This is a genomic window from Mitsuaria sp. CC2, assembly GCF_048957715.1.
GTDB lineage: Bacteria > Pseudomonadota > Gammaproteobacteria > Burkholderiales > Burkholderiaceae_C > Roseateles.
Genome location: NZ_JARVXN010000022.1, coordinates 77,843 through 100,123 on the forward strand (window position 1 = coordinate 77,843; position 22,281 = coordinate 100,123).

Sequence of the window (22,281 nt, forward strand, 5' to 3'; positions counted from 1 at the left end):
GGTCGTCATCGTTCCGTCATTCATCCGTCATTCATTCGATCCCGCCTCTACTAGGACGAACGACGCGCCCGGATCCGGTACGGCGCGAGCAGAAAAATAGTCCGGAAAATGTATGCCGGATCTCCGCAGCCGGCGCGTCTAAGGAAGGGAGACACCTCCCTTCTCCTCCGCCAAGGATCCCGTCATGTTCAGTCCGATTCCCTTCCGCCCCGCCGTGCTGGCCGTCGCGGTCCTGTGCGCCGCCGGCGTCCAGGGCCAGGCCCAAGCTCAAACCCGCGCGTTCGACTTCGACATCCCGGCCGGCGAGCTCAAGCCCGCCATCGACCGCTTCGCCCGCGAGACCGGCGCGCAGATCTTCTACAAGGCCGATGACGTGTTGGGAATCGCGACCAAGGGCGTGCGCGGCCGTCGCGCGGAAGACGAGGCCTTGCGCGAACTGCTCGACGGCTCGTCGCTGACCTTCAAGCGCGACGGCACGCGCGCGCTGGTCATCTTTCGTCCCGCCGCCGAGCCTGGCGCCGAACAAGGCGCCGACGCGGTCAGCGCCCTCGACACCGTGACCGTGACGGCCCAACGCCGGCCGGAGGCCGCGCAGTCGGTGCCCATCGCGCTGACCAGCTTCTCCGGCGCGACGCTGGACACCTATCGCGTCTCCAGCCTGCAGGACGTGTCGCGCTTGACGCCGGGGCTGCTGGTGTCCGCGTTCAGCGTCGCCAACCCGACCATCGCGATCCGCGGCGCCAACAACACCTTCTCTCAGATGGGCGTGAGCAAGCCGGTGGCGGTGGTCGTCGACGACGTCTTCGTGCCCCGCAACGGCGCGGCCAGCTTCGAGCTCTTCGACCTGGAAAGCCTCACCGTCCTCAAGGGGCCGCAGGGCACGCTGTTCGGGCGCAACGTCACCGGCGGCGCGATCGTGATGAACACGCGCAAGCCGGTCTTCAACGAACGAAGCGCGGAGACGCAGCTGACCCTCGGCAACTTCGGCGCGGTCAATGTGGACGCGCTCGCCAACCTGCCGGTCGGCGACGACCAGGCGATCAAGCTGTCCGTCGCGACACGCGACCGCGACGGCACGGGCCGCGACCGGCTCACCGGGCGGGACCAGGACGACCTCCAGAGCCGCAACCTTCGCGGCCAGTGGCGCGCCGCCCTGGGCGCCGATGTCGACGCGCTCGTCAGCGTGGACTACGGCGAGGACAGCAGCGGCGGCCGGACGCTGTCGTCCGTGACCTTCGGCGACGACGGCGATCGCCGGACGTCCGAGGTCGGCGTCCCGCAAGGCTTCGACCGCACGCTGTGGGGCACGTCCGCCAAGCTCGAATGGACGCGGCCCTGGGGCGAGATCACGTCCATCACCGCCTTACGCCATTCGAAGTCGCGCGAGGACTACTCGGGCGTCGGTGCGAACTATGCCTTGCTCGCGACCGGCGCGCAGGCCGTCACCCGCGACGCGGAGCGCGTCGGCACCTGGTCGCAGGAGCTGCGCTATGCCAGCCCGCGCTGGGAATCGGGTCACCTGCAGGCCGGCGTGTTCTTCCTCGACGAGGACGGCTCGCGCCGCCTCGGACAGCAGTCCTTCGCCGCGAAGACCGGCGCACCCACCGCGTCTACGCTCGCGGACCAGCAGGTGCGCACGCGCAGCGCGTCGGTCTTCGCCGACGGCACCTGGCACTGGACGTCGACCGTGGACCTCACGGCCGGCGCGCGCTGCACCTACGACCACAAGACCGCCTCGCTGGATCGCGCGGACCTCGTGCGTCCGACGGCGGGTTTCTCCGCGCAGGGCCTGCGCGCCTCGTGGAGCGAGTGGACCCCGCGCGTCGCGCTCAACTGGCAGCCGTCGCAGCAGATGCTGCTCTACGCGAGCGTCACGCGCGGCTTCACCGCCGGCGGCTTCAACACCGATGCGAGCACGCTGGCCGCGCTGACGACGCCCTTCAATCCGGAGACGGTCACCAACCGCGAGGTCGGCCTCAAGTCCCAGTGGCTGGACAACCGGCTGCGCGTGAACCTGTCCGTGTTCGACATGGATTACCGCGACAAGCAGGAGTTCGTGAACAACACGGCCACCGGCATCCTGAGCATCATCAACGCGAGCCGCGCCACCGTGCGCGGCGCCGAGGTCGAAGTGGCCTGGAAGCCGGTGAAGTGGGTGGGCCTGTCGGCGACCTACGGTCACCTCGACGGCAGCTACGACCGCTTCCAGATCGGCAACATCAACTACACCGGCAACCCGTTGGCCTCGTCGCCGCGGAACAAGGCCTCGGTGGCCGCGGACTGGCGTATTCCCGTGCGCGGCGGCTTCGCCGTCGGCGCGGTCAACTACGGCTGGCAGTCGGACTACAACACCGGCGCGGCCAACGATCCCAACCTGCAGATCCCGGGCTACGGGCTGCTGAACCTCAATGCCGGCTTCGAGGCCGCGGACCGGCGCTGGCGCGTCGTGGTCTGGGTCAAGAACGCGACCGACCGCGCCTACATCCTGACGCGGTCCACGCAGGTGGTGCGCGCGGAGTACCTCGGCGATCCGCGCACCTTCGGCGTGACGGCCGCGTTCCGCTTCTGAGCCCGAGGACCTCATGAACGTCAACGGACAACGCCGGCGCCTGATCGGCGCCATGGGACTGCTCGGGCTCTCGGGCTCGGCCCTGCCGGGTTGCGCCACCGTCGCGCCTTCCGCCGGCCGCACGCTCGCCCCCTGGCAACCGGGTCAGCTCGACATCCACCACCTCGCGATCGGCCGCGGCAGCGCGACGCTGGTGATCCTGCCCGACGGCACCAGCCTGCTGATCGACGCGGGCGGGTCGGCCAACGCCACCGATGTCAGCGTCGCCACACGGCCAGGACCGCAACGCCGCGCGGGCGAGTGGATCGCACGCTACGCGCAACGGCACCTGACGCCCACCGGTGCGCGCGGTCTGGACTACCTGCTCGTCAGCCATCTGCATCCCGATCACCTCGGCGATGTCGCACCGGGGCTGCCTCAGTCCCGGCGCGGCGACTACCGCCTGACCGGCGTGATGGACGTCGCCGAGGCGCTCGACATCGGCACCCTCGTCGATCGAGGCTTCCCGGACTACCGGTATCCGGGCGCCGGCATCGAGAAGGCGCCGTTCGCGGCGAACTATCGCGCGTACGTGACCGCGCGCCAGGCCGGCGGCGGTGTCGTGCAGCGCTTCGACGCGGGCACCGATCGGCAGTTCCTGCCGCGAGGCCATCGTCTCGTCGATGCTCACTTCGCCGTGCGCAACATCGCGGTCAACGGCGAGGTCTGGACCGGTCGCGGCGACGAGCGGCGCGCCACCTTCCCCGATCCCGCCACGCTGCCCGACCGCGACCGTCCGAGCGAGAACATGTGCTGCGCGGCGGTACGCATCGAGTCCGGGCCCTTCCGCTATTTCACCGGCGCGGACCTGACCAGCGACACCTTCAACGGCGACCTCCCCTGGCGGGACATCCTCGGCGCCGCCGCGCGCGCGGCGGGACCGGTGGACGTCGCCACGGCGGACCATCACGGCCTGTACGACGGCGTCAGCGCCGACGTCGCGCGCACCCTGCGCCCGAGTGCCTGGGTCATCCCGACCTGGCACATCTCGCACCCGAGCCTGCAGCAGCTGGACCACATGTTCAACGAGCGCCTCTACGCGGGACCGCGCGAAGTCTTCGCCACCGAGGTGATGCACGAGAACGCGTTGATGCACCGCCGGCTGATGCAGAAGCTGCGCAGCACGCGCGGCCATGTGATCGTGCGGGTGGAGGCCGGCGGCGAAAGCTTCGGGATGCTCGTGACGGACAACGCGGACGAATCGGATCGGGTGATCTACGAATCGGCGCCGATGCGGAGCGGAGGTCGCGCATGACGGATCGTTGATCAGGCGGCGGTCGGCGATGCGGCTCGTCGGCGGGGATTGCAGTTCGTCCCGACTCGTCGACGGCACGTCATCTCGACGTCGCGTCATCCAGCTTGGACGTCGAGACTCCGGGCTCCGATGACCCAGCTTCGAGGAAACGAATGACATCACTGGTCGCGCTGCCGCTCTGTGCGGTGCTCGCGGCGGCGCCTGCGCCGACCCTGGCTTCGACAAGCGGGGGACGGGCCGCTCCGGCGGCGCGTACACGCAGGACATCGGCCTGCTGGCGGACGATGCGGTCCTGGCGATGAAGGAAGCGCGACGCCTGGCGGGCTCGCGCGCCGGCCGCATCGGTTATCAAGGCGGCAACCAGGGCGGCTGGGTCGCGCCGCTGGCGGCGGACCGCGCGCCGGTCGACTTCGCGATCGTGAGTTTCGGTCTGACGGTCTCCATGCTCGAACAGGACCTGCAGAGCGTCGAACTCGAGATGCGCACCCACGGGCACTCCTCGCAGGACACCGAGAACGCGCTGGCGCTGACGCGCGCCGGCCAGCGGGTGATCGAGACACGCGGCAGGGAGGGCTACGAGGCATTCGACGCCCTGCGGACGGAATACCAGTCGCAGCCGTGGTTCAAGGACGTGCGCGGCAACTTCCTGCACCTGGTGCTGCCGCTCGACAAGACGCAGATCCTGGTGGGACTGAACACGACCTACAAGTTCGACGTGTCCTTCCGCTACGACCCGATGCCCACCTTGCGGACCTCGCGCACGCCGCAGCTGTGGGTGCTGGCCGCGGACGACCGCGTCGCGCCGAGCGCCGGCGCCGCGGCGGACATCCGGTCGCTGATCGCGGCGGGCAGGCGCTACACACTGGCCGTCTATCCCGGCGCCGATCACGGCATGACCGAGTTCGAGCGCGCGCCGGACGGCCGGCGCATTCCGACGCGCTACGCGCCGGGGTACTTCGCGATGATGCGAGACTTCATCCGGGACGGGGGTGTCGAAGAGGCGGGCGGTCGTTACGGCGGGGCCGTCGTGGCGCGGCCACTGGCGAAGTGACGGAAAGCTCGCGGCAGTAGTAGAGTGCCGCCATCACGTCCCTGAACCACCAGAAGGAAACCGAGCCATGGCAAAAGGCGAGCAACGCAACGACAAGGCCAACAAGAAGCCCAAGAAGGACACCAGCACGCCGAAGGAGTCATCCTCCGTCTCCACCCGGCCGGTCGCGCCGATGACGGCCGTGATGCCCAAGGGCAAGCTGAAGAACAAGCCGGCCTGATTCCCGTTTCGTCCGGAATCCACGATCCGGCAACGAAAAACGCCGGCGGGACGCGAGTCCCGCCGGCGTTCTCATTGGCGCCGGGCGATCAGTGCTTGCCTGCGTCCTTGGCCGCTTCCTTCACGTCGCCGTAGGCCTTCTGGGCCTTGCCGTCGACCTGCTTGGCCAGGCCCTTGGCCTGCTGTTCGGTGCTGCCGACGACCTCACCGGTCTTCTGTTGCACCTTGCCTGCTGCGTCCTTGACGGCGCCCTTCACTTGGTCCTTGTTCATCGTCTACTCCATAAAGTTACTGCGTATCTCGCAGGGTGCGATGGCACGGAGTTCATCCTAGGCGCGGCGCCTTCCGGCGCGTGAAGGCGGGCGACGCGTCCTGCCGTCGGCGTGGTCCTACAGGCCCTGGCACAGGAAACGACGCGCCGCGAACAAGTCATGCACACGCCGTTCACAACCCGTCGCATTCGGGAGGCGAACTTGTGGCACCGGAGCCGAGGCCACCATGCCCTTCGCCAACATCAAGCTCCCCGAAGGCGTCGCCGACGCCGCCCGCAAGGAGGAAATCATCCACCGCGTCACGGCCATGTTCGTCGAGTACTTCGGGGAACGCGCCCGCCCCTACTCGATGGTCCTGGTCGAGGACGTCGCCGACGGCGGCTGGGGCCGCGCGGACGAGACGCTGACGATGGAGAAGATGGGGATCAAGCCGACACCTTGAAGGCTCCGGTTCAGCGCTGGTACGCCGCCGCGCCCTCTCCGGCGACCAGACCGCTGGCCATCGCCGCCGTCAGCAGATAACCGCCCGTGGGCGCTTCCCAGTCCAGCATCTCGCCGGCGACGAACACGCCGGGACGCGACTTGAGCATCAGCCGCTCGTCCAGCGATTCGATCGTCACGCCGCCCGCGGTGCTGATCGCCTCCGCGACCGGGCGCGCGGCGCGCAGGCGCAGCGGCAGCGCCTTCAGCGTGCGTGCCAGCGTTGCCGTGTCGGCGTACTCGTCCTTGGTGAGCACCTCGTGCAGCAGGCCGGCCTTCAGGCCTTCGATGTTCAGGCGGCTCTTCAGGTGCGAGGACAGCGAGCGCGAGCCACGCGGATGCGCGACCTGCTCCAGCACCCACGACGCGTCGCGGCCCGGCAGCAGGTCCAGGTGCACGAGCGCCTGGCCGTCGCGTTCCAGCTTCTCGCGCAGCAGCGCGGAGGCGGCGTAGACCAGCGACCCTTCGATCCCGGTCGCCGTCACGACGAACTCGCCCTGGCGGGAGAAGTTCCGGCCGTCGACGCCGTCGGCGCTCAGCGCCACGGGCTTGAGCGGTTGGCCCGCGAATTTCTCGGCGAAGAACGGCGACCAGCCCGGTGCCGCGCCGTCGCGAGGCGAGCCGAGATCGAAGCCGCAATTGGCGGCCCGCAGCGGTGCCACGGTCGCGCCGGTCTCCGCCAGCAGCGGCGCCCAGGCGCCGTCCGACCCCAGTTGGGGCCACGAGGCGCCGCCCAGCGCGAGCACGACGACCGCCGCGGTCACGGCGGTGTCGCCGTCGGGGGAGGTGAAGCGCAGCGCGCCGATCTCGTTCCAGCCCAGCCAGCGATGGCGCATGTGGAAGCGCACGCCCTGCGCGCGCAGGCGGGACAGCCAGGCGCGCAGCAGCGGTGCGGCCTTGAGGTTCTTGGGGAAGACGCGGCCGGAGGTACCGACGAAGGTCTCGACGCCGAGGTCCTGGGCCCATGCGCGAACGGCTTCGCCGTCGAAGCGGTCCAGCCAGGTGCCGACCGGGGTCTGGCGCTCGAAGTAGCGTGAATCGAAAACGGGTCGTGGCTCCGAGTGCGTCAGGTTCAGGCCGCCCTTGCCTGCCAGGAGGAACTTGCGGCCGACCGATGCCATGGCGTCGTAGAGGTCCACGGAGAGTCCCGCGTGGGCGAGGCGTTCGGCGGCCATGAGGCCGGCGGGGCCGCCGCCGATGACGACGGCGCGACGGGTGGATTCGGAGGTAGGCATGGGATGGAGGGTACTGCGCAAGGCTGCGCAGTGTGCCAGAGCGGCTGGGTCGCTCGGATCGGGGCGGCCGGGCCCCCTTTCCGGAACTTGAGGAGGGAATTTGCTTGCCGGGAGGCAAGCAAAGGAGGGAGATGGAGGAAAGGGGGGCCTGGTCGTCCCGATCGTGCTCGGTCTAGACGGTGCTCGGCACGGCCGGCAATTCCAGCGTGAACCTCGATCCCTGCCCGCTTTCGCTGTCCACGAGGATCCGACCGCCCATTCGTTCCATGAGTTGCTTGCAGATGACCAGCCCGATCCCGTGCCCGGGTTGATCCACCCGCCCGAGCCGGTTGAACGGCTGGAACAGTTGGGATCGCTGCTCCGGGCTGAGCCCGATGCCGTTGTCGGCGACCTCGATCCGGAAGCCGCGCGATTCCGCGCGGGCGCGGACTTTCACCCACCCGCCGCGGCGGTTGTACTTGATGGCGTTGGAGATCAGGTTGTGAAGCACCTGTTCCAGCCGGATCGGATCGGCCTGGACGAGCGGGAGGGTGCTGTCCTCCTCCGGCGTCATGCCGACTTGCAGGTCCACCCCGGCCGCCGCGGCCGCGGGCTGCGACAGCTCCACCACGCGGCGCAGCAGCGGCCCCGCCTGCAGGGGCAGCGACTGCACGCTGAGCGTGTTCGCCTCGACGCGAGACAGGGTCATCATGTCCTCGATCAGCACCAGCAGGTGCTTGGCCGCGTCGTCGATGTGCTTGACCCGCGATTGCTGGACCTCGTCCAGGGGTCGCTTCGGATCGTGGGCGAGCAGTTGGCTGAAGCCCAGCACCGCGTTCAGCGGCGTGCGCAGCTCGTGGCTGGCGTGGGACAGGAACTCGCTCTTGGTCTTGCTGGTGACTTCGGCCAGTTCGCGGGCCCGGTCCACGTCCTGCAACCGCATGCGCTCGCCGAGTTCGCGCTGCAGCAGCTCGCCGCGCAGCCGCACCTGACGGTGCAGCGCGCGGTTCCAGAGCAGCGCCACGCCCAGTCCCGCGATCACCATCGCCAGCGCGATGCCGACGCCCCACAGCGCCCGGCGCTGCCAGCGCATCGCCACCGTGTCCTGCGTGATCCAGCGGTCGGCGATGGCCTGACGCTCGCCGTCGCCGATGCGCACCAGCGCCTTGTCCAGGATGCGGCCCAGCATCGGCCAGTCGCGCCGGTAGCCGATGCCCAGCCCGTACGCGAAGCCGATGTCGTCCACTACCCGCAGGTTGCCGATGCCGTCGCGCCGCATCAGGTAGGTCGCGCCGGCCAGGTCCACCACCGCCGCCCCGACCTGGCCGCCGGCCAGCCGGCGCAGCACGGTACGGTCGTCGACCTCGACCTGCAGCGGATTCGTCGCATAGCGGTCGCGCAGGAACTCCGCCACCGCATAGCCGCGCGCCACCGCCACCGGTTCGCCGGGACGCAGCGGATCGTCGCCCGCGCCCGCGCGGCGAAGCAGCACCGCCGGCACCGTGATGTAGGCGCGCGTGAAGCCGAAGCGCTGCGCGCGCTCCGGCGTCTCGCGCAGGGACATCTGCACGTCGAGCGTGCCGTCGGCCAGCGCGTCCAGGTTGTCGGCGAAGGGGCGCGGCGGCTGGAATTCGAAGCGCAGCCCGGTGAGTTCCGACAGGCGCCGCGCATAGTCCAGCGACAGGCCGGTGAGCCGGCCTTCCTCGTCGACGTAGGTGAACGGTCCGTAGCTGGCCGATCCGCCGACCCGCAGCACCGGATGCTGCGCCACCCAGGCGCGCTCTTCGGCCGTCAGCCAGTCACGCGGGTCCGCGTGTCCCTGCCCCGCCAATGCCAGCCATGCCGCCAGCACGACCGCCAGGACAGGCAGCAGGCGCGGCAGGAGGCGGAGGACGCGGAAGATTCGGGGGGGTGCGTACGGGACCACGGATCCATTGTGAGCCCGCCTCCCCCTTTGGAGGGGAAGGACTCTCCCGCATCCAGGGGTGGTCCCCTGTCAGAAGTGTCAGGTGCCGCCGACACCTCACGTGCAGCGTCCGCTCCGACTCAGGCGCCGAGCGAGGCCCGCAGCGATGCCTTCAGCTTCTGGCCGATCTCCGGCTTGTCCTCGAACGGATCCGTCGGGTTGCGCAGCTGCATCACGTCCTCCAGCCGTGTCTGCACGGCCTTGAGCGCCTGCGGGTGGCTGAAGATGTAGAAGCGCTCCTCGTCCATCGCCTCGAACACCATCCGCGCGACATCCGCCGCCGTCAGCTTGCCCGAACTCACGGCCTTGTCGGTCATCGCCTGCGAGATCACCTGGCTCTTCGTCGGCTTGTCGGCGCCGAGTTCACCCGGCCGGTTGCGATGGCTCTGCGTGATGCCGGTGGGCACGAAGAACGGGCACAGCACCGACGCGCGAACCTGCTCCGTCACCAGCGCCAGGTCCTGGTACAGCGTCTCGCTGAGCGACACCACCGCGTGCTTGGACACGTTGTAGACACCCATGTTGGGCGGATTCAGCATGCCCGCCATCGAGGCCGTGTTGACGATGTGCCCCTGCCACGCCGGATCCTGGCCGGCCGCCTCCAGCATCATCGGCGTGAACAGCCGCACCCCGTGCACCACGCCCATCAGGTTGACGCCGAGGACCCACTCCCAGTCCGACAGCGCGTTCTCCCAGATCAGCCCGCCCGAGCCCACGCCCGCGTTGTTGAACACGACGTTCGGCGCGCCGAAGCGCTCTTTCACCGCAGTCGCCAGCGCTTCCATCTGGTCGGCCTTGGCGACGTCGACGCGACGCGCCAGCACCGGGTGCGCGGCGAATTCCGACGCGGCCTTGTCCAGCGCGTCCTGCTGCACGTCGCACAGCACCAGGTTCATGCCGCGCGCGGCGGCGATGCGCGCCACCTCGAGTCCGAAGCCCGAGCCCGCGCCGGTGATGACCGCGGTCTTGCCTTGATAGTCCTTCATGCGCCTGTCTCCTTGATCTTCGATGTCCTGGGGACCGGGTTACGCCGCCCTCAGCGAGTAGCGGATGCGCGGGAAGTGCACGTGCACGCGGCCCGCGCGTTCGTCCTCGCGCGCCAGCGTCACGGTGCGGCAGCTCAGGCCGACCAGCGTGCCGGCCACCGCGTCGCGCGCGTAGTCGTACGGCGTGACCGTCACGGCGTCGCCGGCGGAGAAACCGAGGCCCTCCTCGACCCGCGCGGGACGCGGCGTCGACGCCTTCGCCAGCGCGATCGCCCCGGCGCCGTCGAGCTTGCCGGCGCGCTCGCCGTGGCCGATCGCAGCCACGCGGCCCATCCAGGCCCGCAGCGCCTCATGCGGCTGGAAGATCTCGGCCAGCGGTCCGGTCCGGGTCACGAACCACAGCGGGTGATAGACGCTGAGGTCGGCGATGCTGGTCTGGTCGCCGAGCAGCCAGGGCCGGCCGTCGGCCAGCATGTCCGACAGCCAGTCGAGGTACTGCGTCAGCGCCGCGCCGGCGTCGACGGCGCGCATCTGCGGCATGCCTTCGCTCATCGCCTTGCGGTCGGCGACGAAGATCTTGAGCATGTCCGGCGGCGCGCCGGCGAACAGCGCCGTCGCGCCCGCCGGCTGCATCGCGTAGGGCAGCGCGGTCCAGAACAGGTCCGTGTCGGCCCATTGCGCGAGCGTGCGCGCGTGGCCGGCGACGGCCGCGGGGCAAAGGCTGGGCGTCGGGCGGCGGCCTTCCAGCACCTCGGCGATCAGCGCGGTGTCGCAGTAGATGTCGGCCCCGAGCTGCAGGAAGGGCGTGCGACGGTAGCCGCCGGTCAACGCCACCACGTCGGGCTTGGGCAGCACCATCGGCACCGTCACCGAGTGCCACGCCAGGCCCTTGAGGCCCAGCATCAGCCGCGCCTTTTCGGCGAACGGCGAGCTGCTGTAGTGATGCAGGACGAGGTCGTCGGACGACGGCGAGCCGGCGGCAGGCGCGGCCTCGCGGCCGGGTTCGCGCTGGGTGTCGCGCTGGGTGTCGCGGCGGGGTTCGCTCATGGCGTCGCCTCCTTGCGCATGTCGATGTGAGGGATGCCGTCCTCGTCGTAGACGTCCGAGATCGGCGTGAACCCGAAGCTGCCGTAGAACTCGCGCAGGTGGGCCTGCGCGCCGAGTTCGATCGGCTGACCCGGCCAGCGCTTCTGGCATTCGCGCAGCGCCTGGCTCATCAGCGCGCGGCCCAGGCCGCCGCCGCGCGCGGTGGGCGCCGTGATCACGCGCCCGATGCGCGCCGCGCCGTCGCCGATCGAGGGCGGCAGCAGGCGCGCGTAGGCGAAGAGTTCGTCGCCACCGCCGACGCCCTGCCCCACCCCCTGCAGATGCCACGCGTGCTCGTCGAGTCCGTCGGGATCGAGGTAGATGCAGCGCTGCTCGATGACGAAGACCTCGGCGCGCAACCGAAGGGCGCGATACAGGCCTCGCACGCCCAGTTCATCGAAGGGCTGGCTGATCCAGCGCGGGCCGGCCATCAGACCAGCTTCACCAGCTGCTTGCCGAAGTTGCGGCCCTTGAGCAGCCCCAGGAACGCTTCAGGCGCGTTCTCCAGACCCTGCGCGACGCTCTCGCGGAACTTCAGCTTGGCCGTAGCGACCAGCGTGCCCAGTTCCTTCAGCGCCTCTGGCCACACGTCCATGTGCTCGGAGACGATGAAGCCTTCGACCTTCATCCGGTTCGTGAGGATCAACTGCGGCAGCGTCATCGGGATCGGCTCGCCGTTGTAGCCGGCGATCATGCCGCACAGGGCGATGCGGCTGAAGGCGTTTGAACGCAGCATCACCGCGTCGAGGATCATGCCGCCGACGTTCTCGAAGTGGCCGTCGATGCCGTCCGGGCATTCGGCCTTCAGCGCGGCGGACAGCGACTTCAGGTCGGTGTGCCGCTTGTAGTCGATGCAGGCGTCGAAGCCGAGTTCCTCGACCACGTAGCGGCACTTGTCAGCGCCGCCGGCGATGCCCACCGCGCGGGCGCCGCGCACCTTGGCCAGCTGGCCGACCGCGCCGCCCACCGCGCCGCTGGCGGCGCTGACGACCACCGTCTGGCCCGGCTTCGGATCGATGATCTTCACCAGGCCGTACCAGGCCGTGACGCCCGGCATGCCGACCGCGCCCAGGTAGGCCGACAGCGGCACATGCGTCGTGTCGACCTTCTGCAGCACGCCGCGCTGGTTGGCGTCGACCAGCTGGTATTCCTGCCAGCCGCCCATGCCGACGACTTTGTCGCCGACGGCGAAGTGCGCGTTCTTCGACTTCACCACCTCGCCCACCGTGCCGCCGATCATCACGGCGTCCAGGGGCTGCGGCGCGGCGTAGCTCTTGCTGTCGTTCATGCGGCCCCGCATGTACGGATCGAGGCTCAGGTAATGGTTGCGGACCAGCACCTGGCCGTCGGCGAGGTCGGGAATCGCCTGTTCGACCAGCTTGAAGTTGTCAGTGCCGGGCTCCCCGGTCGGGCGGGAGACCAGATGGATCTGGCGGTTCACTTGGCTCATCGAAAGCTCCTCGGTCAATGTCGGCCACGTCAGTGCGTGGCGCGTGAAGCGGGATCGACGGGCGCGGACGCCTCGATCCGTGACGGAATGCCGGCGATTGAACCACGACGCCTGCCCCCTTCACGTCCCTCGCGCGACAGAAAAGAACGAGCGTGCTTTTTCATGTTCGGAGGATGAAGTCCCACCTATTCGAGTCATCAACCGCAGACGGCAGGTTGTCACTGAGCATCCCTCCGACAACGCCGGCCACCGCCATGCCTTTCTCCCTCTTCCGTCGCTCGAACCTCCCCTCGTTCCTGTTCTCGACGCCGCCGCCGCCGAAGGCGCCCGAAGATGCAGGCATCCGGAAGTGGCTCACAGCGCAAGCGCCGGGTGCGCGCGACAAGCATGGCTTCGAACTGTTGGCGCGGCTGATGGAGAAATCATTGGCGCGCAAAGAGGCGCAGCTGGATCTGTCGACCGCCGATCCGAAGGCGTTGGACAAGATGCCTGCCGGTCTGATCCAGCGTCTGGGCGCGCATGTGAAGCAGCTGCATCTTCCCGTCGACTGCCCGGACGATCTCCGGCGACGTTGGGCCATGGAACTGCCTCACACGGCGGTGACGCCGCCGCCCGACGCCCGGGCGAGCGGCCCCCAGACGCCCGATGAGGCGAAATGGGCCTTCATCCGTGGCGCGAAAGGGCGGACTCCCGCGAAAAGGTCGTTGAAGGTCGAGACGCCGCGCCCGCCGGGCGCCGCGATCGATGGGGCGGCATTGCCGCCGCCCAGCGACATGCCCGACCGCGAGGAAATCCGGGAGGCCCTGGTCGCCGCGCGACCGATGCGCGCCTGGTTGTTGGAACACGCGTTCAGCAAAGGCAACGACGACAGGGCCTCGCTGGCCTCCAACGAGGCGGACGCGATCGCGAGGGCGCTGCTGCTGCAGCCTCGCGGGCTGACCGCCCTGGAGCAGCGCGCCTTCACGACCTCGCAGGGCCTGCTGGCCGCGCGAACGGCCGGGAAACCGCTGGCACTCTCGACGGATCAGGGTCATGCGCTGGACATGGCGTTGTCGATCATCGAGACACGGGTGGACGCCGCGGACCCGTCGCGTCGCGCCTACCTCGATGCGCGCCTGGCAATCCCGAGGCTCCCATCGGAAGACGATTGAGCGCAGCGCCATGCCCATCAACCTCTTCCGCCGATCGCATCTGCCCGCCTTCCTGACGGGCGGCCCACTGCCGTCGCAGGCGCCGAAGGACGCCCAGGTCCGCGACTGGGCCCGCCAGGTCAAGCTGCCGGACAAGGCCGTGGAACTCGTCGCGCGCGTGATGGAGAAGGAACTCGTACGCCGCACCGGCACGCTGGACTTCTCCGCCGGGGAGACCGACGTGCTGGACAGGCTGCCGCCCACCCTGCTGGCGCGACTGGCCGACTACACCCGCTCCCTGCTGCTGCCCGACGATTGTCCCCTGAGGCTCGCGGACCGGCTGAGACGCCACCTTCCCCGGCTGACGAAGGTGTCTCCGGACATTTTCATGCCGCTGCTGCGACCACCCAAGACCTCGGACGCGGGCGGGGGGGCTCGCACCGCGCGGCCTCGCGCGGAGAACGACGTTGCGTCACCGCCTGCCGCCGTATCCGCCGTCTCCTCTGTGTCCACCGCGCCCTCCGCCGACGAAGCGATCTACGACGTGCCGCCGCGTCGCGTGGATGACGGCGTCTACAAGAAGCTTCCCCGGCGCGACCGCCGGATCGCCCTGCCGGAGACGACGGAGGCAGCGCCGCTGGCGACGGAGAGGCCGCGGAGTCCGCCGCCCAAGCAAGGACGTCCGGTCGCGGTTGGCGCCGAGTCGACCGACGTCAGCGACTACGACGTCCTGAGATCGCGCCCGACACGCACGCATCAGACCCACGACGCATCGCGTCAACGTGCGGCCCTCGAAGAGGGACTGCGAACCCTCCCGCTCGCGAGGGTGAAGGCGCTGGCTCGCGCCATCGCCGTGCTGAAGCCGGCGGCGGTGTGGGCCTCCCAGCCGCGGGAGAAAGAGGCCGAGCCGGCGTTCTGGCCCTTGTCGCCGGATGACGCGAACACGGTCTCCGCGTCCTTGGCCGGTCTGTCGCCGACCGAGTGGACGGTGCCCGAGCTGCAACGTCCCCTGCTGGTCTCGCAACGTCTGCTGGCCCACCGCCGACCGGGCAAGGTCCTGCCCCTCGGCATCGACGACATCGTCTGTCTGACGCAGGCGATGAGGACGGCGCAGCAACTGGCCGCGGCGACGCTGGGCACCGCCCCCGATCTGCCGCCGCCGCGCAGGGGCCGTTCGCCGGGCGCGGGCCGCTGAGCGGCGGCCGTCCTCAGTCCCCGGCGCGCTGCAGCGCCTTGAGGCTGCGGCCCTTCCCCGGCAGCGCCTTCAGGTACTTGAAGGTCCCGGTGGCGTGGGCGCAAAGCTTGCCGTCTTCGCCGTAGACCGAGCCGTCGCAGAAGGCCATCGTCGTCGAGCGGTGCAACAGCCGGCCGACGGCGCGCAGCGCGCCCTCGCCGGGGCGCATGAAGCTGGTCTTCATCTCCACCGTGACGACGCCGGGCCCGAAGTCCGGCAGGTCGCGGTGCACGCTGCGCGCCGCATGGGCCATCGCCACGTCCAGCAGCGTCATCAGCACGCCGCCGTGCGCCACTTCCCACGAGTTCAGGTGCAGCTCGCGGATGCCGACCCGCAGCTCGGCCTCGCCCTCGTCGATGCGGGTCAGCTCGAAGCCCAGTTGCTGGACGAAAGGGATGTGGACGGGGAACTTCAGCGGCTCGGACATCGGAATGGGAAAGCTAGGGGGCGATCAGCTGCCATGGACGGCGGACACGCCCCCGTCGACGGCGAGGATCTGTCCGGTGATGTGTTTCCCGGCGCGGCTCGCGAACAGCAGGGCGGCGCCCTTGAGGTCCTCATCATCGCCGATGCGCTTGAGCGGGGCGTGCTCGGCCAGCTTCTCCTCGCCGATCGCCGCCATCAGGCCCTTGGTCATCTTGCTGGGGAAGAAGCCCGGGGCCAGCGCGTTGACGGTGATGCCGTGCACGCCCCACTCGCCGGCCAGCGCGCGGGTGAAGTTCACCGCCGCGCCCTTGCTGGTGTTGTAGGCGATGGTCTTCATCATGCCGCTGTTGCCGCCCAGGCCGGCGATCGAGGCGACGTTGATGATGCGGCCGGACTTGCGCGGGATCATGCTGCGTCGCGCGACTTCCTGGCTCATCACGAACAGGCTGCGGATGTTGAGGTCCATCACCTTGTCCCAGGCCTCGACCGGATGGTCCTCGGCGGGGGCGCCCCAGGTCGCGCCGGCGTTGTTGACCAGGATGTCGATCTGGCCGAGCTTCGCCAGCGTCTGCTCGACGATGCCGCGGGCCTGCGCCTCGTCGGAAGCGTCGGCGGCGACGTATTGCGCCTGGATGCCGCGCGCCTTCAGATGGGCGACGGCCTCGTCCAGGTCGGCCGCCTTGCGCGAGCTCAGCATCAGCGTCGCGCCGGCCTCGCCGAGCGCCTCCGCGATCTGCAGCCCGAGGCCGCGCGATCCGCCGGTCACCAGCGCCACCTGGCCCGTCAGGTCGAAGAGGTCTTGCACCTTGCTGCTCATCGTCGTCTCCTTGATGTCGTTCAGAACCACTCGTCGCGCATCTCGCGCGTGAGCGCCTCGCGCCGCGCGACCACGCCCAGCCAGGCGTGGATCTTGGGCAGCTCATAGGCGAAGAAATAGCGCTGCGCGGCGCGCTTGCCGTGGGCGAAGTCGTCGTCCCGGCCGTCGAGCGCGAGCGCCACGTCCAGCCACACCCACGCCAGCACCGTGTGCCCGAAGGCCTGCAGATAGGGCGTCGCGTTGGCGAGCGCCGCTTCCGGCTCGCCGGTGGACCAGGCCTTCTTGGTGGCGCCGCCGACCGCGGCCAGCGCCGCGCCGAGCTCGTTCGCCGCTTCGGCAAGACCCGGCACCTGACCGGCGCGCTGCGCCGTGTCGCTGATGCGCGCGGCCAGCGCCATCAGCGCCTGGCCGCCGTCCATCACGACCTTGCGACCCAGCAGGTCCAGTGCCTGGATGCCGTGCGTGCCCTCGTGGATCATGTTCAGGCGGTTGTCGCGCCAGTACTGCTCCACCGGAAAATCGCGCGTGTAGCCGTAGCCGCCCAGCACCTGGATGGCGAGCGAGTTCGCCTCCAGGCACCACTCGCTGGGCCAGCTCTTGGCGATGGGGATGAGCACCTCCAGCAGCCGCTTCGCCGCAGCCACTTCGTCTTCGGACCCGGTGTGCTGCTCGTCGACCAGACGAGCGCAGAACAGCGCCAGCGCGAGTCCGCCTTCGACATAGCTCTTCTGCGCCAACAGCATGCGCTTGACGTCAGCGTGCTCGATGATCAGCGCCTGCGGACGCGCCGCGTCCTTGACACCGGCGGTCGTGACCGGGCGGCCTTGCGGACGCTGGCGCGCGTACTCGAGGCTCGCCTCATAGCCCGCGTAGCCGAGCATCACCGCGCCGAGGCCGACACCGATGCGGGCCTCGTTCATCATGTGGAACATCTGCCGCAGGCCGTCGCCCGGCCTGCCGACGAGGTAGCCGATGGCGCCCTTCTTCCCGCGCGGCGTCTGACGCCCTTCGCCGAAGTTGAGCAGGCAGTTGGTCGTGCCGCGATAACCGAGCTTGTGGTTCAGGCCAGCGAGCGCCACGTCGTTGCGCTCGCCGGTGAGCTGCCCTGCCGTATCGACCAGGTGCTTGGGCACGATGAACAGCGAGATGCCCTTCGTGCCCGGCAGCGGCTTCCCGTCCGGACCGGGGATCTTCGCCAGCACGAGGTGGACGATGTTCTCGGTGATCTCGTGCTCGCCGCCCGAGATCCACATCTTGTTCCCGGTGAGCCGGTAACGCGGGCCGAGCGGGTCGGCCTCGAAGTCGGCGCCGTCGCCGCCCGCATCAGGGTCGGCCCGCGTGGCCACGTCGGACAGCGACGACCCCGCCTGTGGCTCCGACAGGCACATCGTGCCGAACCAGCGCCCGGACAGCTCGTTCATCGCGAAGACCTCGCGCTGCAAGTCCGTGCCGTACGCCATCAGGAGATTGGCGTTGCCGTTGGTCAGCATCGCGTAGCCGCCCAGGGCCACGCTGGCCTTGCTGAAGAAGCAGTTGGCGGCCATCTCGACCACGCAGGGCAATTGCATGCCGCCGTGTTCGTAGTCCTGCGCGGCGGCCAGCATGCCGGAGCCGACGTAGGCGGCGAGCGCCTCGTGCGTCGCCTTTGGCAGATGCACGCGTTCGCCGTCGAAGCGCGGCTCCTCGGTGTCGGCCAGGCGATTGAACGGCGCGAACTTCTCGCGGGCGATCTTCTCGCAGGTGTCGAGCACCGCGTCGAAGGTCTCCCGCGAGTGCTCCGAGAAGCGCTCGCGCCGACCGAGGTCCTGCACCTTCAGCCAGTCGTAGAGGAAGAATTCCAGCGTCTGGCGCATGCGGACCTCAGCGGTGACGGTGAACGATCAGAGGACTTCGAACACACCCGCGGCGCCCATGCCGCCGCCGATGCACATGGTCACGCACACGCGCTTGGCGCCGCGGCGCTTGCCTTCGATCAGCGCATGGCCGGTCAGGCGCTGGCCCGACACGCCGTACGGGTGGCCCAGCGCGATCGCGCCGCCGTTGACGTTCAACTTTTCCATCGGGATGCCGAGCTTGTCCGCGCAGTACAGCACCTGCACCGCGAAGGCCTCGTTGAGTTCCCACAGGTCGATGTCCGAGACCTTCAGTCCCAGGCGCTTGAGCACCTTGGGCACGGCGAACACGGGACCGATCCCCATCTCGTCGGGCTCGCAGCCGGCCACGGCGAAGCCGAGGAAACGGCCCAGCGGCTTGAGGCCCTTCTTCTCGGCATAGAACTCGCTGACGATCGCGCAGGCGCCGGCGCCGTCGCTGAACTGGCTGGCGTTGCCGGCCGTCACCACGCCGCCGGGCGTCGCCGTGCGGATGTCCTTGATGCTCTCGTAGGTGGTGCCCACGCGCAGGCCTTCGTCGACGCTCACGGTGACCTCGCGGGTCATCATGCCGCGCACCTTGTCGGCGACACCGGCCATCACGGTGATGGGGACGATCTCGGCGCTGAACAGGCCTTCGGCCTGCGCCGCGCAGGCGCGCTGCTGGCTGGCCGCGCCGTAGCGGTCCATGCGCTCCTTGGGGATCTTGTAGCGCTGGGCGACGTTCTCGGCCGTCTGCAGCATGGACCAGTAGATCTCGGGCTTGTGCGCCGACAGCCAGCTCTCGTGCAGCATGTGGCGGTTGGCCTCGTTCTGGACGCAGGAGATGCTCTCCACGCCGCCTGCGACGAACACGTCCGCCTCGCCCGCGATGATGCGCTGCGCCGCCGTCGCGATGGTCTGCAGCCCGCTGGAGCAGAACCGGTTGATGGTCTGCCCCGCGACGCTCACCGGCAGGCCGGCGCGCAGCGCGATCTGGCGCGCGATGTTGCTGCCGGTGGCGCCCTCGGGCGTGGCGCAGCCCATGAGGACGTCCTCGACTTCGCCGCCCTCGATGCCGGCGCGTTCCAGCGACGCGCGCACCACGTGGCCGCCCAGCGTGGCGCCGTGGGTCATGTTGAACGACCCCTTCCAGCTCTTGGCGAGCGGGGTGCGGGCCGTGGAAACGATCAATGCCTTGCTCATTCTTTTCTCCTGATGCGGTCCGCGGGGGTCAGTCGTTGAAGCCCTTGCCCTGGTCGGCCAGACGCTGCAGCAGCGGCGCGGGCTCCCAGAACTTGCCGTCGTCCAGCGGGTTCTTGGCGAAGCGCTTCATCGCCTGCACCACGTTGTAGAGGCCGAGCGTGTCGGCGTAGCACATCGGGCCGCCGCGGTGCAGCGGGAAACCGTAGCCGGTCAGGTAGACCATGTCGATGTCGGAGGCGCGTTGCGCGATGCCTTCCTCCAGGATCCTGGCGCCCTCGTTGACCAGGGCGAAGACCAGGCGTTGCACGATCTCCTCGTCGCTGATCTTGCGCGGCGTGATGCCCAGCGCCGAGCGGTGCATGTCGATCATGCCCAGCACCGTCTTGGACGGGATGGCGTCGCGCTTGCCGGGCAGGTAGTCGTACCAGCCGGCGCCGGTCTTCTGGCCGAAGCGGCCCATCTCGCACAGCAGGTCGGCGGTCTTGGAGTAGCGCAGGTCCGGCTTCTCCAGGTAGCGGCGCTTGCGGATGTACCAGCCCACGTCGTTGCCGGCCAGGTCGCCCATGCGGAAGGGGCCCATCGCGAAGCCGAAGCGCTCGGCGGCCTTGTCCACCTGCTGCGGGGTGCAGCCCTCCTCCAGCAGGAAGCCGGCCTGGCGGCTGTACTGCTCGATCATGCGGTTGCCGATGAAACCGTCGCACACGCCCGAGACCACGCAGGTCTTGCGGATCTTCTTGCCCAGCGCCATCACGGTGGCCAGCACGTCCTTGGCGGTGGCCGCGCCGCGCACCACCTCCAGCAGCTTCATCACGTTGGCGGGGCTGAAGAAGTGGGTGCCGATGACGTCCTGCGGGCGCTTCGTGAAGGACGCGATCTTGTCGACGTCCAGCGTCGAGGTGTTGGTGGCCAGGACCGCGCCGGGCTTCATCACCTCGTCGAGCTGCTTGAAGACCTTCTCCTTGACGTCGAGGTCCTCGAACACGGCCTCGATGACCAGGTCGGCCTGGCCGATGTCGGCATACTTGAGCGTCGTGTCCAGCAGCGCCATGCGCTGGGCGTACTTGTCTTCCTTGAGCTTGCCCTTCTTGATCTGCGCCTCGTAGTTCTTGCGGATGGTGGCGACGCCGCGGTCCAGCGCCTCCTGCTTCATCTCGAGGAGGGTCACCGGGATGCCGGCGTTCAGGAAGTTCATCGCGATGCCGCCGCCCATGGTGCCGGCGCCGATGATGGCGACCTGCTCGACCTTGCGCAGCGGGGTGTCCGCGGGCACGCCGGGGATCTTGGACGCGTCGCGTTCGGCGAAGAAGGCGTGGCGCAGCGCCTTGGATTCGGGCGTCAGCATCAGCTGCTGGAAGGCGTCGCGCTCGGCCGCCATGCCGTCCTCGAACTTCATGGCCACCGCGTTGGCGACGGTCTCCACGCACTGCAGCGGCGCGGGGAAGTTCTTGGACATCGCGCCCACGGTGTTGCGGGCGAACTGGAAGTAGGCCTGGGCCTCGGGATGCTGGGCCTTGATGTCGCGCACGCGCGGCAGCGGGCGCTTGTCGGCGATGCTCATCGCGAACTGCACGGCGCCGTCGATCAGGTCGCCGTCGATGACCTTCTGGAACAGCACCTGGCCGGGGACCTGCGCGAGCAGTTCGCTGGCGACCGGCTCGCCGCTGACGATCATGTTCAGCGCGGGTTCGACGCCCAGCGCGCGGGGTAGGCGCTGCGTGCCGCCGGCGCCCGGCAGCAGGCCCAGCTTGACCTCCGGCAGCGCGATCTTGGCACCGGGCGCGGTGACGCGGTAATGGCAGCCCAGGGCCAGCTCCAGCCCGCCGCCCATGGCGACACTGTGGATGGCGGCGACGACCGGCTTGGTGCAGGACTCGACGCGGGTGATCAGCGAGCCGAGGTTGGGTTCGGCCAGCGCCTTGGGCGAGCCGAACTCGCGGATGTCCGCGCCGCCGGAGAAGGCCTTGCCGGCGCCGGTGATCACGACGGCCTTGATGGCGGAATCGTTCTCCGCCTTCTCGATGCCGTCGGCGACGGCCAGGCGCGTGGCGTGGCCCAGGCCGTTGACCGGCGGATTGTTGAGCGTGATCACCGCGACCTGACCGCGGACTTCGTAGCTGGCACCCATGCTTGTTCCTTCCGATGCTGAAGAGTCGCCTCGCCGCGGTCGCGTGTCTCCCGGAGGCCGCCGGCGAAAAGAACGATCGTTCGATTCTAGGCAGCGGCGAGGCGCGCGGATTGTCTCTGCTGTGACAGGGCGCTACGGGGGAAGTGCGGAGGGAAGTGCGGAAGGAAGTGCGCGGGCGACGTCAGGCGTGCGACGTGCACGTCGGCAGGGCGCGAGGGCCTCGGAACAAACTCAGGACGGACTCAGGACGGACTCAGAACGGCTTGTCCAGCTGCGTCGGCAGGAAGCCGCGCGAGTGGGCGTCCTCATCGTCGTCCTCGATCTCCGTGCGCGCGAAGCCGCCCTGGGCGGCGCGATCGCGCAGGTGGTCCTGACGTGCCAGCGCGGCATCGACGCTGGCGACCGTCGGCGCCGGCGCGGCGCGCGGCGTCTCCATCGGACGGAAGGCCGGCAGTGGCGTGGGCGCGCTGATCGGCGAGACCGAATCCAGCGGCATCAGCGAGTCGGTGATGCCGTGGCTCGAGTCCTGCGGCGCGGCGACCGCCAGCTTGCGACGCAGCCGCTCGACGGTCAGACGCAGTTCGCCCAGCTCCATCTGCTGGCGTTCGATCTGGCGACGCGCCTGCGAGGTCTGCTCGTTGAGCAGCAGGCGCGAGGCCTCGATCCGATCGATCAACCGGCGCGCGCGCTTGAGCTTGGGCCACCACCAGCCGCTGGCGGCGACGCCGCCGACGGCCAGTCCGGCCACGGTTCCGAGGGCCACCATCCATGGCTGCACCGAATTCATGGGGGGATCCCTGTTCTTGTTTCCTGCCGGCCAATGTAGTCCGACGTGCGCGCCAAGAGGAGCGTCGGGCCACCCGGATCAGGGGACGGCGCAACGCCGCGCGGGGACCATGAACGTGG

General features: G+C 69.5%; 20 protein-coding genes. 7 read left to right on the forward strand and 13 right to left on the reverse strand.

All coding sequences use genetic code 11. The features are described from left to right. Positions 1–184 precede the first annotated feature (184 nt). The 4 genes from PV762_RS15685 (at position 185) to PV762_RS15700 (ending at position 5,134) form a co-directional block, all read left to right on the forward strand. Positions 185–2,569: a TonB-dependent receptor domain-containing protein gene (locus PV762_RS15685; RefSeq protein WP_421035936.1), complete on the forward strand. Its 2,385-nt coding sequence runs from the start codon at positions 185–187 to the stop codon at positions 2,567–2,569. 13 nt (positions 2,570–2,582) lie between these two features. Then, the gene (locus PV762_RS15690) at positions 2,583–3,863 is read left to right on the forward strand and encodes an MBL fold metallo-hydrolase (protein WP_421035937.1); all 1,281 of its coding nucleotides are present in this window, start codon (positions 2,583–2,585) and stop codon (positions 3,861–3,863) included. Between the two features lie 298 nt (positions 3,864–4,161). Continuing rightward, on the forward strand, positions 4,162–4,914 hold the full coding sequence (locus PV762_RS15695; RefSeq protein WP_421035938.1) for a hypothetical protein: 753 nt from the start codon (positions 4,162–4,164) through the stop codon (positions 4,912–4,914). Between the two features lie 67 nt (positions 4,915–4,981). Next, positions 4,982–5,134 carry a hypothetical protein gene (locus PV762_RS15700; RefSeq protein ID WP_421035939.1) on the forward strand — a complete coding sequence of 51 codons (153 nt, stop codon included), beginning with the start codon at positions 4,982–4,984 and terminating at the stop codon, positions 5,132–5,134. 88 nt (positions 5,135–5,222) lie between these two features. Here PV762_RS15700 and PV762_RS15705 read toward each other — a convergent pair whose 3' ends face one another. Then, positions 5,223–5,405, reverse strand: coding sequence for a CsbD family protein (locus PV762_RS15705; RefSeq protein WP_421035940.1), 183 nt, complete (start codon positions 5,403–5,405; stop codon positions 5,223–5,225). Between the two features lie 226 nt (positions 5,406–5,631). On the opposite strand from PV762_RS15705, the gene PV762_RS15710 reads away from it, so the two are divergent. Then, positions 5,632–5,847, forward strand: coding sequence for a tautomerase family protein (locus PV762_RS15710; RefSeq protein WP_421035941.1), 216 nt, complete (start codon positions 5,632–5,634; stop codon positions 5,845–5,847). 10 nt (positions 5,848–5,857) lie between these two features. Here the strand turns inward: PV762_RS15710 and PV762_RS15715 are convergent, their stop codons facing one another. The 6 genes from PV762_RS15715 to PV762_RS15740 all read right to left on the reverse strand — a co-directional run bounded on the left by PV762_RS15715 (position 5,858) and on the right by PV762_RS15740 (position 12,587). Further along, positions 5,858–7,120, reverse strand: coding sequence for a TIGR03862 family flavoprotein (locus PV762_RS15715; protein ID WP_421035942.1), 1,263 nt, complete (start codon positions 7,118–7,120; stop codon positions 5,858–5,860). 172 nt (positions 7,121–7,292) lie between these two features. Then, entirely contained in the window at positions 7,293–9,026 is a 1,734-nt protein-coding gene (locus PV762_RS15720; protein ID WP_421035943.1) for an ATP-binding protein, read from the reverse strand. Positions 9,027–9,145: 119 nt separating this feature from the next. Further along, positions 9,146–10,051 carry an SDR family oxidoreductase gene (locus tag PV762_RS15725; protein ID WP_421035944.1) on the reverse strand — a complete coding sequence of 302 codons (906 nt, stop codon included), beginning with the start codon at positions 10,049–10,051 and terminating at the stop codon, positions 9,146–9,148. A 39-nt stretch (positions 10,052–10,090) separates the two neighbouring features. After that, the gene (locus PV762_RS15730; RefSeq protein ID WP_421035945.1) at positions 10,091–11,098 is read right to left on the reverse strand and encodes a glutathione S-transferase family protein; all 1,008 of its coding nucleotides are present in this window, start codon (positions 11,096–11,098) and stop codon (positions 10,091–10,093) included. Further along, positions 11,095–11,568 (reverse strand): GNAT family N-acetyltransferase, encoded by a 474-nt coding sequence (locus tag PV762_RS15735; RefSeq protein ID WP_421035946.1) that lies wholly within the window; start codon positions 11,566–11,568, stop codon positions 11,095–11,097. The genes PV762_RS15730 and PV762_RS15735 overlap by 4 nt, the downstream gene beginning before the upstream one ends. Beyond that, positions 11,568–12,587 carry an NADP-dependent oxidoreductase gene (locus PV762_RS15740; RefSeq protein ID WP_421035947.1) on the reverse strand — a complete coding sequence of 340 codons (1,020 nt, stop codon included), beginning with the start codon at positions 12,585–12,587 and terminating at the stop codon, positions 11,568–11,570. Before PV762_RS15740 ends, PV762_RS15735 begins: the two co-directional genes overlap by 1 nt. 254 nt (positions 12,588–12,841) lie before the next feature. On the opposite strand from PV762_RS15740, the gene PV762_RS15745 reads away from it, so the two are divergent. Together PV762_RS15745 and PV762_RS15750 are read left to right on the forward strand one after the other, a co-directional pair. Next, positions 12,842–13,738, forward strand: coding sequence for a hypothetical protein (locus PV762_RS15745; protein WP_421035948.1), 897 nt, complete (start codon positions 12,842–12,844; stop codon positions 13,736–13,738). Between the two features lie 10 nt (positions 13,739–13,748). After that, complete coding sequence (locus tag PV762_RS15750; RefSeq protein WP_421035949.1) at positions 13,749–14,912, forward strand: hypothetical protein; 1,164 nt, start codon at positions 13,749–13,751, stop codon at positions 14,910–14,912. A 13-nt stretch (positions 14,913–14,925) separates the two neighbouring features. Here PV762_RS15750 and PV762_RS15755 read toward each other — a convergent pair whose 3' ends face one another. The 6 genes from PV762_RS15755 to PV762_RS15780 form a co-directional block, all read right to left on the reverse strand. Continuing rightward, positions 14,926–15,378 (reverse strand): PaaI family thioesterase, encoded by a 453-nt coding sequence (locus tag PV762_RS15755; RefSeq protein WP_421035950.1) that lies wholly within the window; start codon positions 15,376–15,378, stop codon positions 14,926–14,928. Between the two features lie 24 nt (positions 15,379–15,402). Beyond that, complete coding sequence (locus PV762_RS15760; RefSeq protein ID WP_421035951.1) at positions 15,403–16,194, reverse strand: SDR family oxidoreductase; 792 nt, start codon at positions 16,192–16,194, stop codon at positions 15,403–15,405. Positions 16,195–16,214: 20 nt separating this feature from the next. Further along, on the reverse strand, positions 16,215–18,047 hold the full coding sequence (locus tag PV762_RS15765) for an acyl-CoA dehydrogenase (protein ID WP_421035952.1): 1,833 nt from the start codon (positions 18,045–18,047) through the stop codon (positions 16,215–16,217). A 27-nt stretch (positions 18,048–18,074) separates the two neighbouring features. Further along, complete coding sequence (locus PV762_RS15770) at positions 18,075–19,250, reverse strand: acetyl-CoA C-acyltransferase (protein WP_421035953.1); 1,176 nt, start codon at positions 19,248–19,250, stop codon at positions 18,075–18,077. Positions 19,251–19,278: 28 nt separating this feature from the next. Further along, on the reverse strand, positions 19,279–21,375 hold the full coding sequence (locus PV762_RS15775) for a 3-hydroxyacyl-CoA dehydrogenase NAD-binding domain-containing protein (RefSeq protein WP_421035954.1): 2,097 nt from the start codon (positions 21,373–21,375) through the stop codon (positions 19,279–19,281). Between the two features lie 253 nt (positions 21,376–21,628). Beyond that, positions 21,629–22,162 (reverse strand): hypothetical protein, encoded by a 534-nt coding sequence (locus tag PV762_RS15780; RefSeq protein WP_421035955.1) that lies wholly within the window; start codon positions 22,160–22,162, stop codon positions 21,629–21,631. Positions 22,163–22,281 lie beyond the last annotated feature (119 nt).

Excerpts from the sequence above, each read along its gene's own strand:
- PV762_RS15685 (WP_421035936.1), top strand. The coding sequence starts at position 185 with ATGTTCAGTCCGATTCCCTTCCGCCCCGCCGTGCTGGCCGTCGCGGTC.
- PV762_RS15690 (WP_421035937.1), top strand. The coding sequence starts at position 2,583 with ATGAACGTCAACGGACAACGCCGGCGCCTGATCGGCGCCATGGGACTG.
- PV762_RS15695 (WP_421035938.1), top strand. The coding sequence starts at position 4,162 with ATGAAGGAAGCGCGACGCCTGGCGGGCTCGCGCGCCGGCCGCATCGGT.
- PV762_RS15700 (WP_421035939.1), top strand. The coding sequence starts at position 4,982 with ATGGCAAAAGGCGAGCAACGCAACGACAAGGCCAACAAGAAGCCCAAG.
- PV762_RS15705 (WP_421035940.1), bottom strand. The coding sequence starts at position 5,405 with ATGAACAAGGACCAAGTGAAGGGCGCCGTCAAGGACGCAGCAGGCAAG.
- PV762_RS15710 (WP_421035941.1), top strand. The coding sequence starts at position 5,632 with ATGCCCTTCGCCAACATCAAGCTCCCCGAAGGCGTCGCCGACGCCGCC.
- PV762_RS15715 (WP_421035942.1), bottom strand. The coding sequence starts at position 7,120 with ATGCCTACCTCCGAATCCACCCGTCGCGCCGTCGTCATCGGCGGCGGC.
- PV762_RS15725 (WP_421035944.1), bottom strand. The coding sequence starts at position 10,051 with ATGAAGGACTATCAAGGCAAGACCGCGGTCATCACCGGCGCGGGCTCG.
- PV762_RS15730 (WP_421035945.1), bottom strand. The coding sequence starts at position 11,098 with ATGAGCGAACCCCGCCGCGACACCCAGCGCGACACCCAGCGCGAACCC.
- PV762_RS15735 (WP_421035946.1), bottom strand. The coding sequence starts at position 11,568 with ATGGCCGGCCCGCGCTGGATCAGCCAGCCCTTCGATGAACTGGGCGTG.
- PV762_RS15740 (WP_421035947.1), bottom strand. The coding sequence starts at position 12,587 with ATGAGCCAAGTGAACCGCCAGATCCATCTGGTCTCCCGCCCGACCGGG.
- PV762_RS15745 (WP_421035948.1), top strand. The coding sequence starts at position 12,842 with ATGCCTTTCTCCCTCTTCCGTCGCTCGAACCTCCCCTCGTTCCTGTTC.
- PV762_RS15750 (WP_421035949.1), top strand. The coding sequence starts at position 13,749 with ATGCCCATCAACCTCTTCCGCCGATCGCATCTGCCCGCCTTCCTGACG.
- PV762_RS15755 (WP_421035950.1), bottom strand. The coding sequence starts at position 15,378 with ATGTCCGAGCCGCTGAAGTTCCCCGTCCACATCCCTTTCGTCCAGCAA.
- PV762_RS15760 (WP_421035951.1), bottom strand. The coding sequence starts at position 16,194 with ATGAGCAGCAAGGTGCAAGACCTCTTCGACCTGACGGGCCAGGTGGCG.
- PV762_RS15765 (WP_421035952.1), bottom strand. The coding sequence starts at position 18,047 with ATGCGCCAGACGCTGGAATTCTTCCTCTACGACTGGCTGAAGGTGCAG.
- PV762_RS15770 (WP_421035953.1), bottom strand. The coding sequence starts at position 19,250 with ATGAGCAAGGCATTGATCGTTTCCACGGCCCGCACCCCGCTCGCCAAG.
- PV762_RS15775 (WP_421035954.1), bottom strand. The coding sequence starts at position 21,375 with ATGGGTGCCAGCTACGAAGTCCGCGGTCAGGTCGCGGTGATCACGCTC.
- PV762_RS15780 (WP_421035955.1), bottom strand. The coding sequence starts at position 22,162 with ATGAATTCGGTGCAGCCATGGATGGTGGCCCTCGGAACCGTGGCCGGA.